The organism is Endozoicomonas sp. ALC020 (assembly GCF_049275935.1).
Lineage (GTDB): Bacteria > Pseudomonadota > Gammaproteobacteria > Pseudomonadales > Endozoicomonadaceae > Endozoicomonas_A.
This window is the reverse complement of record NZ_CP184830.1, coordinates 1,084,766-1,100,540: the sequence shown is the minus strand read 5'-3', so window position 1 is coordinate 1,100,540 and position 15,775 is coordinate 1,084,766. Positions and strand designations below refer to the sequence as shown.

At 49.3% G+C, this 15,775-nt stretch carries 2 protein-coding genes; both read left to right on the top strand.

Translation table 11 applies throughout. From position 1 onward, the window contains the following. Nucleotides 1-407: 407 nt before the first annotated feature. Complete coding sequence (locus ACOJUO_RS03610; protein WP_422138940.1) at nt 408-8,006, top strand: AAA family ATPase; 7,599 nt, start codon at nt 408-410, stop codon at nt 8,004-8,006. A 154-nt stretch (nt 8,007-8,160) separates the two neighbouring features. Next, complete coding sequence (locus ACOJUO_RS03605; protein ID WP_422138939.1) at nt 8,161-15,735, top strand: AAA family ATPase; 7,575 nt, start codon at nt 8,161-8,163, stop codon at nt 15,733-15,735. Nucleotides 15,736-15,775 lie beyond the last annotated feature (40 nt).

Genomic DNA, 15,775 nt, shown 5'->3' with positions numbered 1-15,775 from the left:
ACCCGGTGCCCCCCTGGCCTTGTCATCCCCGAGAAGGCAGAGATCCACCGTTGGCGCTGGATTCCCGCCTTCGCGGGAATGACGACCCTTTAGTGCCGCACAGGCCCAAAGACTCTATAACAGCAGGTTGGACACCCCTACAGAGGGGTAACAATTAAAATGGAACTTTAATCACACCTTACAGGTCTAACCATTTAACAATTTCATTAAGTACCTGGCCAGTTGGTTTCGCATATTCTGGCGAGTGGATTTTTTCATCCTTCAAGACGCAACGACGGGCGCGTAGCCACAGCTACGCAACCAGAGTTGGAACGCAGAAGGATGGAAAAAGCCGCCGTCCAGAATATGCGAAACCAACTGGTTAGGTACTTCAGTCCTTCAAATAACAGTTGAGAGGGAGATTGACTATGGATGGTCAAATTGCCGGAGGTACCAAAAAACGCGTTCATGATCGTAGCCTGCATGATCATGACGTGGCAGCCAAGATGGCAAAGCTGGGTATATTGTCAGAGGAAAAGCAGGATGTAGAAATCTGCTCTGAAGTAAGGTCCAGATTAAAGAGATCGCCCTCTTCGGAGACCTTGCCTGACAAAGTGAGAACCATCTCCGCAACGGATTCCTCGCTCCAAAAGGCGACTCATTCCTTCGATTTTCGTTTTGTCGACAGTGATGACGAGGTTCGACAGCTTTTGATTGCCACTACCCGTGATGAACATCTTGATGTTGCGCTTATTTCCCATCCCGATGACCTTTTAAAGGCTAACCTGGTGAGCCGGTTGAGTATTTCCGAAGAGGGTCGCCACACTCTGGGTTCAGGCAAGCTGTTCGAAGGTTCACAGCCATTGACTCTGGTAATGGATATTCGAAAGCTCACCAGCGAAGAGCTACCCAAATTTAACGATCTGCTGGACCCGGATAGCCCCTGTCTGTACGACAAAGTCAGCCAGGAGAAGCGCCCCCTGGGTCAGCATGTTTCTTTATTGGTTCTGGCAGACCCTGCTCAGCTGACATCGCTTGGCAGGCGTGATGACGCACCCGGTGCTGATTTCTGGCGACGAATTAACCGACCGGAAAATACCTGGAAGTTCAACGCACAGACTGGCAATGACCCATCAGTGGAGATCGACAAGGTACCTCCGTTATTGACTGAACTCCCCTCTGCCGAAAGTGTTATGGACGACGACAATAGTGTTTTAATTGACTGCCATTTGCACAGCAACTGGCGACAGTTGTTGCTAGGTGGCCCCGGAGTGGATAAACAGGGGCGAATCCGGCACCTGCCCGGCAAGCTTGAGCTATTGAAGGCCGGACAACGGGTGATACTGAAGGGGGCCGACTGGGAAGATCTTGCCTTTGAACAGACCCTTCGACAGGTGCTGGCGCAACAGTGTTTTGAGAGCAATGGCAAGATCTGTCAGTTACCGGACAATGTTCAGTTTTATCAGATGCCTGTAGGGAAGTACGAGCTTCATTCACTGTTGCAAAGTTTGTCCCACTCTCATAACAAACAGGGTGACAAAAGACTTGATAAAGAGCAGGCACCAGCAACCCCTATACTCCTTAACGAGAGTAATATTGTTCAATGGCTGAACCCAATTGCCATCGCCCCGGAAGGCTTCGCAGTTCCTAATACCTGCCTGTTGGAACAGGTTCGTGCCGGTGGTGTCGTCACCGTAACGTCTCCTCTTACTGAGGCAGACTGGTTTTGTTTGCTGGGCTCACTGCAGACGATTCAGAAGACAACCGGCCTGGAGCCCCGGCTTCAGGTGGCTCATGCAAAAGGACAACCAAAAGCCCTGGGTTTGACAGAAAACGATAAATACCCTCTGCCCAAACCACCGGAAAAAGTCAGAAATCGCGCTGCCTTTGATACCGTGACTTATCAACGATCTGCCCAGGCAAATCATTGGATCAATGGTCTCCCGCAAGCCCCCCTGGTCATTCAGGTCAATGAACAGACCAGTTTCAGCCAGCTATTTGATAATATCCATATCACCTCAGAACAAAAGGCCCGTTTTGGACAAGGTCGGAGTGCGTTGCAGGAGGCATTAACCGCTGGCAAGCCGGTGGTATTGCGGGGGCTGGAGACTAATCCAACGCTTCAGCAGCTCCTGGAACCCTTGATTATTGGACAACCTCTGTTGGTGAATGGCCAATTACAGGCCTATCCAAAAGCTCATGTCACCCTGCTCTGGCCTGCGTCTGCAAAAAGCACGTCGTCAATAGTTAATCTGATGATCGCCAAAGGTAGCCCGTGTCTTGAGGTCGATCTTTGGGATATCAATGTCGTCAGGCATGGTATCCCACGGACTGAATTGCCAGAACAGGCGCTTTATAAACTTTACGAAGCGTTTAAAACCGTACCTGCCCGGCTTTGTAACCCACTGCCGTCAATAACTGAAGGGTTGTTAAACAATCTGATACTGGCTGCCCGGCGAGCACAGCAGGTTGACCAGTCCCTGCAACTCCTGCCCTGCCACTGGCGAAAGGCTATCAATAGCGTCATCACCCATGGCACCCGACAGAACCCGACTGTGCGTGATTTTATGAAAGTGGCTTGTTGGCAATTGTTACCGGATAAGAATCAGACCACCACGGTAGACCCGGATCAGTTAACGGCCATCATCAAAGGTTCCCGGCGGTTGGATAGAAAGTTTGTGAGGCAAAACCTCTGGCGGCTGGCCCGGGCCTTTGATCCGGCAGTCTTAACGGAGAACCCGTTTGAAGGATTACAACTGTCCTATAAAAGTCCACTGCCCGGGTGGGCTCCAAAACAACTTCTGGACAAGCTCTGTGCCCTGATCGTGGCCCATGGGCCTGAAGAACATCGGCAGGCAATGGCTTATCAGTTAAAAGTAGAACCGCAGGCAGTGAAACACTATCTACCCTTAGCCATCAGGCCATCAAGACAGATTAAACGTTTGCAGGATGCACTGGCTTCTGGCTGGCAGTTAAACTTGCCATCGGGGCAGACCCGGTCCGATGCTATTCATGCGCTGGCCAACGATTATTTCTACATCGCCAGGACAGCCAATTCTGAAGCAGAAGGCATTGAACGCATAAAACATCGACTGTTTGAATCAATGGCATGGCAAGGTTCCACTGATATGCCCTTGTCAACTCTGGCCCGGGATCTTTATCACGGCGAGATAAGTCAGAAGGATCGTGAAAGTCGTCGATTATCCCGACTCCATGACCGGCTTACCGACTCTCCCGTTATCTTTCTGCAGGGAGAAACCGGCACCGGGAAAAGTTACTTTTCTGCCAGAATGGCCAAGACTTCAGGGCAGGCTTGGGTGCTGTCTCTTGGACCTTCTGACAGCGAACAGACCCTGATGAAACGCTGGCAGTGGCGACAACATGCCGATGGCGACCGCTCTATGGTGCAGCAAAACCGGGCACTGATGGAATGGGCCAAGACCGAATCCGACAAAGGCGGAGGCTGTGTTGGAGGAGAGTACATAACCCTGGTGCTGGATGAAGCCAATCTGGCCAAAGCCGGATTACTGGCATCATTAAACGGCTTATGGGAACCGCAACCCTGCATCTATGTGAATGGTCATCCTGTCAAGGTCAGCGAAAAGCACCGGGTGATTCTCACCGGCAACCCCGATCATTACGCCGGGCGCCAAATGGACCCGGCCCTGAAAGAGAAACTGCCCAGGGCTTACTACCCTCGCCTGGATCAGGCATTCCTTAGGGACAGGGTGGTGGAACCGGCTCTGGCCAATCATTTACAAGAGCATCTGACGGAGCAGCAAATAAACGACATTGCACACAGTGCCAGCAACAGTGTGATGGCACTCTGGCAATATTATCAGGAACTGCTGCCAGAGCATGAGTTTACTCCCAGGGATTTAACAGACATCTGCAGTTGGGTGGGCTGGTATCTGGATCGAGCTCAGCCCGCTCACGGCAGTGTGACCTGTGGGCAAATAAACAGTTTGATACAGCAAAGTTTTCGGGATGTACTGGGCCCTGAAATCACCGAAACGCATCAGGATGCCCTGTCAGCACTGGAAATCTGGTTTGCTGCTCGTTACCAACCGGAGAACACCCTGAGCGACAGAGTTCATAACAAGACCCTGTCAGATTTTCAGCAGACCTTCAGAACAGTCAGCGAAAAAATCCGACCAGACTTTGATACCTCCGGATCGGCAGTCCGTGAACTGGCGCAACGGCTTGGGCAGGATTTAAGCCGCTGTCAGCAGGCTTATCATCACGACAGAAAACACGGCGGCCGTCAGGCAACACTGATTGAAGGACCGGCTGGACGGGGCAAGGATGCCACGCTGAACCTGGTGATTGAAAGTGTCAGACAGCAGGCCGAACAACGGCAAGAATTGATGCCGGAAGTCTTTTACCTGAACGCCTGTGATTGTTCCTGGGAGAAACTGTGTGAAAAGATCCAGAAGGCAAAAGTCGATGGCGGCATAGTGGTGATTTCAGAAATGAATCTGATTGACAGCCAGTATCTGGAAGGTGAGTTAAACGACATTCTGGCCGGTGACGCCCATCCGGGTTTCCACCTGTTTGCTACCATCAACCCGCCTGAGTACAGCGGGCGAAAACCCTTATCACCGGCGCTGAAAGGGCGTTTTCGACATCTGCCCATCCGGCAGTACAATCCGACAGAATTACAGACCATTGCCGAAAAAGTGTTGCCAGTGTCCTCAGAAGGGACATTCGTCGCTAAAAAACTAACAGAAAAACATTGTCTTCTAAGGGCTCACCTGAAACGCACAAAACGACCGTTGCAACCGACCAGCCTTGATTTACAGAATGTTGCCAGGGCTATCACCAGAGGAGGCGATTTTAGCGAAAAAGCCGTTCTTCAATGCCTTAATCAGCACTACCGGCTTTATCTGATGGCCGCCAACCTATCGCTGGAGAAACTGCCCGGGCCTTCGGCTCCTGTCATGGGGAAGAATGAATTTAATTCCAGACTTTGCCAATGGTTCAATGGGACGGTATCGGACATTGATCGTCCGTGGTTGATTCGAAACAGTGATCTCAGCAGTGTTGATGAAAAAAACCATGAAATTCGTATCAAGACCCGTCTGACTGAAGAGGAAACCAGAACGGAACTCATCAGGATGGTGGCCCAGACCAGATGGCAGGCATCCGGTCTTTCCCTGAAGCCGGATCGGTCGGACGATATTCTCAGACAGGCTCTCTACAGACACTGGCAGCAACGCTGGTTCGCTGATGATTTTAGCCTTACCGAAGTGGACGCTAATAGCGTATTTCCCCTGACCAAAGAACAGGCACAAATACTGAAAATGCCGGCTTGCCAGCCTTATCTTCAGGAGGCTGATAAGCAGATACAGGTATGGAAGGCCCATGACGTTCAATGCTGGCCCGCATTTTGGCAGCAGATCAGTGATCTGTCGAACCATTGGGCAAAGGTTTTTATCAACCAAGCATCAGCTATTAGCGGTGACAGCGCTCCTGAACCCTATGATCCGGAAGTTGAGGAGAAAGAAGCACCGGCATTGGATCGAAGAACGAACTATGAGGATCAGGAGATACCGAAGATTGAACTTTGTGAAGTTTTTGATTCGCAGCATCCCCCTAAAATGTATCGCTGGCAGGCAATAGATATTCGTATCACTGCCAGAGGTGAAATCAAAAAGATCAATCTTAATGGTAAATACCTTCTGGGGGTCGAAACCCTCACACCTAAACGGTTGCCAGAGAATGACCAGAAAGTCACATTAACCGGAGATCAAACGCTGGCGACCCTTCGGGTATCACCAAAGAATGGTCAATGTCCATTGCCCAGCCTGACGGCCAGTGACTCTATCGTGGCCCTGTGTATAGAACCTAATTTGCCATTTAAACTGATCAGGGACCACTATACCGGGCTTCATACACTGTTTATTCCTCTAGCCGCTGCCGACCAGAGTTTTCAATGTACTTATGTCGTAGAACCCGGAAAGCCGGGCAAAAAAACGGCTGCTAGAGAAGCCTTTTTTGACGTCCAGTGTTCAGAAGGCGTGAGGTCCGTACTGAAGGAAATATTTGGAAACATCGGCGAACAACCAGCCAAAGTACAGGCACCGTTGCAGAAAATAATAGACGCTAAAAACATCAGGCAACGAATTAGCGCAATCACGGAATACTGCCAACAGTTCTGCGGTGCAGCTAAACCAGAAGAGAGTGAAAATTTCTTTCGATTTCTGGTAACAAACCGGCAAGGTAGCTGTCGTCATCGTGTGCCTGTTTTTGTTGCTTTTTGTCGCTATTTCGAGATTCCCAGTCGGCAAATTGAGAGCCTCAAGCACGTCTTTGCTGAGTATTCCGTAGACGGAGGCCAAACCTGGGAGTCTTCGGATTTGGGCGGGGCGCCGGTGAAGGTAACAAAAACTACACCTTTCTACCAGGCTGCCGGGAAGGCCGGGAAAGCCAGGAAGGCCGAAAAGGTCAGAAAGGCTGGTGATTTCAGCACTGAATTAAAAAACCTGAACGATGCTGACTTAGCACAACAGCAAGCTCTGACTAAAGCTTTTGGTATGAGCCCTGAGGAACTGAACAAAGCCCTTGAGACAAACAGCGCATTACCCAATCCAAGTACTTCCGAAGTTGTACAAAATCTTTGGAGGGAAAAAAAATTAGCCGGTTTTTCTATGGGTGTCTCAATATTAATAGAGACAAAAGAACTGAGCGCTTCAGAAAAGAAATTGATCGGTAATGTGCCCAACCAATATGGGAAGCCCCATAATCCGATGTCGTCGGCAGTAAGACAAATATTGTTAGACAATGATGCAGATCAGGTCATTGAACAACTCAGGTCATTGCACTCAAAAATGGTAGTTGAGGAAGAAGCAAGCCCTCTGAAGTGGTTGGGTTCAATGAATAAAATACTGCTGTACAGTGACTTAACCAACCCTTCGATTAGACACTTTGCCAATAAAGCCCTGCAATTGGGTTGGCTAGATCCACTGTCGTTCTACAAAGAAAAAACTATCAGAGCCGATGAACACCATCGTCTGTTGGAGAGACTTGAAGACGTCGATGAACTGAAGGTTGCAGCCACAGATTGCCTGAAAAAATGGTATCAGACCCTGTTGCACAGGGGAAAAAACAGCAAGCAATGGTGTCATTTTTATAGCGACCATCAAGAGAATAATCTCGATGCCTTGTTTATTACTCACTGTCATGATGGTTTTTCAAAATCCCTTGAAAATAAAATCGCCCACCGAGCTCTAAACAGCTGCTGGACCGACCAGCCCGGGGGCATTCCGAATATAGAACGAATGCTGGTGCATCAACCTGCTTTTGAGCAGTTGATCTCGGGCAGGGCGAACCACCGTCCGGTAATTATCGTGGGAGGCAATTTTTGGTGCAACACAGTGATTGATGAAAAGGCCGAAGTCCTGCTCCAACGAAAAGTTGAGAGCAATCCGGAATTGAAGACATTATCGGAAAAGGTCAAAAAATATAAGGCGATAGAACTGGAACGCACCAGAGCTCTGGCCGACTTGTATGAAGAAAGAGAAAACGCCCAAAAACTCAGTTTTTCTTGTTGGCAATATCAAAATAAATTAAAAGAAATCGTGAAAAAACAGCTTGAAATCGAAAGCAGATACCGACGCATTCTGGAGACCCTTGGGGTATCAAATAAAGAGAAGTCCCTTCTGAGAGGTATAGAACTCGAATACTCAGAAGCGATTCGTCAGGCCTTCATTCATTACCTGTATGGAGTGACACACTCAAAAGGCAGCTCTTTGACCTATTGCTGGGTCGACGCTTCCTTAGGGAATTCCTGCTACAAAAACTCCTATGGTGCTCATGAGCCATCCTCACCACAAGAGCTGTATGACATGACGTGTCATATTAACAGCTCTTTATCGTTTCAGAGTTCTGTAGAGGATACCTACTTAAAGCAGGCACAAAACGCCAGTAACGCTCTGGTGATCAAATCCTGTGACTTGACCAAAATTGCCAACGAGTTTTTGCACACTGTGAATTTAAATTCGCTGTATGAGTCATTGGATACCTGATAAGTACTTAACCATTTGGCCGTGATGAGTTTTTTGAGATCGGTGATTTCCTCCAATAGTCAGGGCTGTCTCTTTAAATGGAACTTTCGTTCATTTCTAAAGTCTAAACATTAAACACTTTCAATTTAATCCTTCAGATGTCAGGAGGCGGACTATGGATGGTCGTATTTGTGGTAAGAAAATAAAGGCGCCCGTTCACGATACTGCCACGCCTGCCAACACGCCTGCCAAAAGAGCAAAGCTGGATTTACCGCTAAGTATTGCCAAGGTCACCAGTGTAACTGCCAGACTCGATAAATTGTCAATTCCGGGTGTGATGTCTGGTAAACCGAGAAGGGTATCCTCAACGGACTCATCGCTTCAAAAGATCTCTAATGCCTTTGATTTTCGTTTTGTCGCCAGCGATGACGAGGTTCGACAGCTTTTGGTTGCTACTGACGGTGATGAACATCGTGATGTTGCCCTTATTTCCCATCCCGATGACCTTTTACAGGCTAACCTGGTGAGCCAGTTGAGTATTTCCGAAGAGGGTCGCCACACTCTGGGTTCAGGCAAGCTGTTCGAAGGTTCACAGCCATTGACTCTGGTGATGGATATTCGAAAGCTCACCAGCGAAGAGCTGCCCAAATTTAACGATCTGCTGGACCCGGATAACCCCTGTCTGTACGACAAAGTCAGCCAGAAGAAGCGCCCTCTGGGCCAGCATGTTTCTCTATTGGTTCTGGCAGACCCTGCACAGCTGGCATCAATTGGCCATAGTGGCAATGCCCCCGGTGCTGATTTCTGGCGACGAATTAACCGACCGGAAAATACCTGGCAGTTCAACCCACAGACTGGCCATGACCCATTGATGGAGACCGACAAGTTACCTCCGTTATTGGCTGAACTCCCCTCTGCCGAAAGTGCTATGGACGACGACAACACCGTTGTTATTGAATGTCACTTGCACAACAACTGGCGACAGTTGCTGCTGGGCGGCCCCGGAGTGGATAAACAGGGGCGAATCCAGCACCTCCCCGGCAGGCTTGAGACATTGAGGGCCGGACAACGGGTGATTCTGAAAGGGGCCGACTGGGAAGATCTGGCCTTTGAACAGACCATGCGACAGATGCTGGCGCAAAAATGTTTTGAGAGCAATGGCAAGGTCTGTCAGTTACCCGACGATGTTCAGTTTTATCAGATGCCGGTAGGGAATGACGAGCTTCCTTCACTGCTGCAAAGTTTGTCCCACTCTCATAACAAACAGGGTGACAAAGGACTTGATAAAGAGCAGGCACCAGCAAACCCCATCCTCATTAACGAGAGTAATATTGTTCAATGGCTGAACCCAATTGCCATCGCCCCGGAAGGCTTCGCAGTTCCTAATACCTGCCTGTTGGAACAGGTTCGTGCCGGTGGTGTCGTCACCGTAACGTCTCCTCTTACTGAGGCAGACTGGTTTTGTTTGCTGGGCTCACTGCAGACGATTCAGAAGACAACCGGCCTGGAGCCCCGACTTCAGGTGGCTCATGCAAAAGGACAACCAAAAGCTCTGGGTTTGACAGAAAACGATAAATACCCTCTGCCCAAACCACCGGAAAAAGTCAGAAATCCTGGTGCCTTTGATACAGTGACATATCAGCAAGATGCTCAGGCAAATTATTGGATCAATGGTCTCCCGCAAGCACCTCTGGTCATTCAGGTCAATGAACAGACCAGTTTCAGCCAGCTATTTGATAATATCCATATCACCTCAGAACAAAAGGCCCGTTTTGGACAAGGTCGGAGTGCGTTGCAGGAGGAATTAACCGCTGGCAAGCCGGTGGTATTGCGGGGGCTGGAGACTAATCCAACGCTTCCGCAGCTCCTGGAACCCTTGATTATTGGACAACCTCTGTTGGTGAATGGCCAATTACAGGCCTATCCAAAAGCTCATGTCACCCTGCTCTGGCCTGCGTCTGCAAAAAGCACGTCGTCAATAGTTAATCTGATGATCGCCAAAGGTAGCCCGTGTCTTGAGGTCGATCTTTGGGGTATCAATGTCGTCAGGCATGGTATCCCACGGACTGAACTGCCAGAACAGGCGCTTTATAAACTTTACGAAGCGTTTAAAACCGTACCTGTTCACCTTTGTAACCCACTGCCAGAAATAACTGAAGAGTTGTTGAACAATCTGATACTGGCTGCCCGGCGAGCACAAGAGGTTGACCAGTCCCTGCAACTCCTGCCCTGCCACTGGCGAAAGGCTATCAATAGCGTCATCACCCATGGCACCCGACAGAACCCGACTGTGCGTGATTTTATGAAAGTGGCTTGTTGGCACTTGTTACCGGATAAGAATCAGACCGCCACGGTAGACCCGGATCAGTTAACGGCCATCATCAAAGGTTCCCGGCGGTTGGATAGAAGATTTGTGAAGCAGAACCTCTGGCGGCTGACCCGGGCCTTTGATCCGGCAGTCTTGATGGAGAACTCGTTTGAAGGATTACAACTGTCCTATGAAAGTCCACTGCCCGGGTGGGCTCAAAAAGAAGTTCTGGACAAGGTCTGCGCCCTGATCGTGGCCCATGGGCCTGAAGAACATCGACAGGCAATGGCTTATCAGTTGGCGGTGGACCCGCAGGCAGCGAAACACTGTCTACCCTTAGCCATCAGGCCATCAAGACAGATTAAACGCTTGCAGGATGCGCTGGCTTCTGGCTGGCAGTTACACTTGCCATCGGGGCAGACCCGGTCCGATGCCATTCAGGCGCTGGCCAGCGATTGTTTTTACATGGCCAGAACGGCGAATTCTGAGGCAGAAGGCATTGATCGTATAGTACTTCGGCTGTCTGAATCATTGAAATGGACGGTCTCCACTGATATGCCTTTGTCAGCGCTGGCCAGGGATCTTTATCACGGCGAGATAGATCAGAAAGATCGTGAAAGCCGACGATTATCCCGGCTCCATGAACGGCTTACGGACTCTCCTGTTATCTTCCTGCAGGGAAAAACCGGCACCGGGAAAAGTTACTTTTCTGCCAAAATGGCCAGGGCTTCAGGACAAGCTTCAGTCATTTCCCTTGGACCTTCCGACAGTGAACAGACCTTGATGAAACGCTGGCAGTGGCGACAACAGGCCGATGGCGACCGCTCTATGGTGCAGCAAAACCGGGCGTTGATGGAATGGGCCAATACCAAATCCGACAAAGACGGAGAGTACATTACCCTGGTTCTGGATGAAGCCAACCTGGCCCAGACCGGAATACTGGCATCATTGAACGGCTTATGGGAACCGCAACCCTGCATCTATGTGAATGGTCATCCTGTCAAGGTCAGCAAAAAACACCGGGTGATTCTCACCGGCAACCCGGATCATTATGCCGGGCGTCAAATGGACCCGGTCCTGAAAGAGAAACTGCCCAGGGCTTACTACCCCCGGTTAGACCAGGCATTCCTTCGGGACGGAGTGGTGGAACCCGCTCTGGTAAAGCATCTACAACGGCATCTGCTGGAGCAGCAAATAAACGACATTGCACACAGTGCCAGCAAAAGTGTGATGACGCTCTGGCAATATTATCAGGAACTCTTGCCCGACCATGAGTTTACCCCCAGGGATTTAACAGACATCTGCAGCTGGGTGGGCTGGTATCTGGATCGTGCTCAGCCCGCTCGCGGCAGTGTGACCTGTGGGCAAATAAACGGTTTGATACAGCAAAGTTTTCGGGATGTACTGGGCCCTGAAATCACCGAAACGCATCAGGATGCCCTGTCGGCACTGGAAATCTGGTTTGCTGCCCGCTACGAACCGGAGAACACCCTGAGCGACAGAGTTCATAAGAAAACCCTGGAGGAAATGCAGCAGACCTTCAGTACAGTCAGCGAAAAAATCCGACCAGACTTTGATACCTCCGGATCGGCAGTCCGTGAACTGGCGCAACGACTTGGACAGGATTTAAGCCGCTGTCAGCAGGCTTATCATCACGAAAGAAAACACGGCGGTCGTCAGGCGACACTGATTGAAGGTCCGGCGGGACGGGGCAAGGATGCCACGCTGAACCTGGTGATTGAAAGTGCCAAACGGCAGGCTGAACAACGGCAAGAATCCATGCCGGAAGTCCATTACCTGAATGCCTGTGATTGTTCCTGGGACAAACTGTGCGAAAAGATCCAGACGGCAAAAATAAAAGGCGGCATCGTGGTGATTTCGGAAATGAATCTGATCGACAGCCAGCACCTGGAAGGTGAATTGAACGATATTCTGGCCGGTGACGCCGATCCGGGTTTCCACCTGTTTGCCACCATCAACCCGCCTGAGTACAGCGGGCGTAAACCCTTATCACCGGCGCTGAAAGGGCGTTTTCGACATTTACCCATCCGGCAGTACAACGCGGCAGAATTACAGACCATTGCCGAAAAGGTGTTGCCAGAGTCCCCGGAATGGATATCAGTCGCTAAAAAGCTAACAGAAAAACATTGTCGTTTAAGGGCTTACCTGCAACAGAGAAAACTGCCATTGCAGCCGACCAGTCTTGATCTTCAGAATGTTGCCAAGGCTGTCTTCAGAGGAGGCGACTTTACCGATAAAGCACTTCATCAATACCTCACTCAGCACTACCAGCTTTTCCTGATGGCCGCCAATCTATCGCTGGAGAATCTGCCCGGGTCATCAGCTCTTGCCGTGGAGAAAAGTGAATTTAATTCCGGACTTTGCCAATGGTTAAATCGGACAGTATCGGACATTGATCGTCCGTGGTTGATACGAAGCAGTCATCTCAGCGATGTTGATGAAAAAAACCATGAAATTCGTATCAAGACTCGTCCAGCTAAAGAGGAAACCAAAAGGGAACTCATCAGGATGGTGGCCCAGACCAGATGGCAGGCATTCGGTCTTTCCCTGAATCCGGATCAGTCGGACGATATTTTCACACAGGCACTTTACAGACACTGGCAGCAATGCTGGTTCGCTGGTGTGTTTGACCTTACGGACGTGGACGCTAATAGCGTATTTCCCCTGACCAAAGAGCAGGCACAAACACTGAAAAGGCCTGCTTTCCAGCCTTATCTTCTGGAGGCTGATAAGCAGATACAGGCATGGAGGGCCAATGACGTTCAATGCTGGCCCGTATTTTGGCATCAGATCAGTGATCTGCCGAACCGCTGGGTAAACGACTTTATTAACACAGCATCAGCTATTGGCGGTGACGACGCTCCTGAACCCTACGACCCGGAAGTCGAGGAACAAAAAGCTCCGGCTTTGGACCGAGAAACGAACTATGAGGATGAGGAAACGCAAAAGGTTGAACTTTATAAAGTTTTTGATTCGCAGCATTTCCCTGAGATGTATCGCTGGCAGGCATGGGATATTCGTGTCACTGCCAGGGGTGATATCAAAAAGATCAATCTTGATAGTAAACACCTTCTGGGGATCGAAACCCTGACATCTGACCAGTTGCCAGGGAATGACCAGGAAGTGATATTAACCAGAAATCAAACGCTGGCGACCCTTGAGATATCACCAAAGAACGGTCAATGTCTATTGCCCAGCCTGACGGCCAGTGACACTATCATGGCCCTGCATATAGAACCCTGTTTGCCATTTAAACTGATCAGGGACGACTATACCGGGCTGCATACACTGTTTATTCCTCTGGCCGCAGTCGGCCAGAGTTTTCAATGTACTTATGTCGTAGAACCCACAAAGCCGGGCAAAAAAACGGCTGCTAAAGAAGCCCTTTTTGACGTCCAGTGTTCAGAAGGCATGAGGTCCGTAATGAAGGAACTGTTTGATAACATCAACGAACAACCCGCCGAAATACAGGCACCGTTGCACAAAATAATAAACGCTAAAGACGTCAGGCAACGAATTAGCGCAATCACGGAATACTGCGAACAGTTCTCCGGTGGCGCTGCACCAGAAGAGCATGAAAATTTCTTTCAATACCTGGTAACACAGCGGCAAGGTAGCTGTCGTCATCGTGTACCTGTTTTTGTAGCTTTCTGTCGTTATTTCGGGATTCCCTGTCGGGAAATTACTAGCCGCATCCACAGCTTTGCCGAGTATTCCGTGGATGGAGGCCAAACCTGGGGGGCAGTGGATTTGGGCGGGGAGCCCATGGACATAATAGAAATTACACCTGACCAGCAGTCTTCCGGGGAGGTCGTAACGTTTAGCACTGATTCAAAGATCGGGGATCTGATTAAGAATCTCCTGAAAGGTGCTGACTCAGCACAACAGCAAGCTCTGGCTGAAGCCTGTCATATGAGCTTCGAGGAACTGCACAAAGCCCTTGAGACAAACAGTACATTGCTCGATGAATATCTAAGTACTGGCGGATTGGTAGAAAATCTTTGGAAGCAAAGAGATTTAGTCGCTTTTTCTATGGGTGTCTCGATCTTGATATCTATGGGTGTCTCGATCTCGATCTCGATCTCGATCTTCTCGACCTTGATAGAGACAAAAGCATTGCGCCCTTCAGAGGAGCAATTGGTCGGTGATGAGTTCGACCACTATGGGAATCCCCGTGATCGGATGTCGGATGCAGTAATAAAGATATTGTTGGGCCATGATGCAGATCAGGTCATTGAACAACTCAAGTCAATGCACTCAAAAATGATTGTTGAGGGCGGAGCAAGTCCCCTGCAGTGGTTGGCTTCAATGAATAAAATACTGCGATGCAGTGACTTAACCATCCCTTCGGTTATTCACTTTGCCAAAGCAGCCATGCAATTGGGTTGGCTAGATCCACTGTCGTTCTACAAAGAAAAGATTATCAGGGCCGATCAACACCATTATCTGTTGGAGTCACTTGAAAAAGTCGATGAACTGAAGGTTGCAGCCACAGATTGCCTGAAAAAATGGTATCAGACCCTGTTGCACAGGGAAAAAAATAGCAAGATATGGTGTGATTTTTATAGCCACGAAAAGAATGAACGCGGTGCCTGGTTCATTACTCACTGTCATGATGGTTTTTCAAAATCCCTTGAAAATAATATCCCCGAGCGATCTTTACAGATCCGCTGGACCGACCAACCCGGGGGCATTCCGAATGTAGAACGACTGCTGTTGCGCCAACCTGCGTTTGAGCAGTCGATCTCGGGCAGGGTGAACCACCGTCCGGTATTTATCATGGGAAATATTTTATGGCACAACACAGTGATTAATGAAAAGGTCGAAGCTCTGTTGCAACAAAAAGCTGAGAACAATCCGGAATTGAAGACATTATCGGGAAAAGCCAAAAAATATCAGGCGATAGAACTGGAACTCAACAGAGCGCTGGCCGACTTGGGTAGTAAGCGAGGTCAAATTGAATTAGAAGAATTCAAGAAAAAACAGCTTGAAATCAAAAGCAGCTACCAACAGATTCTGGAGCCCTTTAAGCTATCAATTAAGGAGCAGATCCTTCTGGAGAAATCAGAAAAAAAATGCAAAGAGGCGATTTATCAGGCCCTCAGTCATTACCTGTATGGAGTGACACACTCAAATGGCGGCTCTTTGGCGTATTGCTGGATCGAGGCTTTCTTAGGGTGTTCCTACCATACAGACTCCTATGGCGCTCATGATCCATCTTCACCAGAAGAGCTGTGTTGTATGTTGTCTTCAATCCAAAGTAATTCTCTGTTAATTCAGTCTCTTAAGGATGACTACCTACGACTTGCACAAAACGCCAATAACGCTCTGGTGCTCAAACCCACTGAGTTGACAAAAATTGCCGACGAGTTTTTGAACACTGTGAATTTAAATTCGCTGTTTGAGTCATTGGATACCTGATAACCAACTGGTTAGGTACTTAACCAGTTGGCCATGATGA

Bases quoted from the DNA above. Each gene is read 5' to 3' on its own strand.
- ACOJUO_RS03605 (WP_422138939.1), top strand. From the start codon at position 8,161: ATGGATGGTCGTATTTGTGGTAAGAAAATAAAGGCGCCCGTTCACGAT.
- ACOJUO_RS03610 (WP_422138940.1), top strand. From the start codon at position 408: ATGGATGGTCAAATTGCCGGAGGTACCAAAAAACGCGTTCATGATCGT.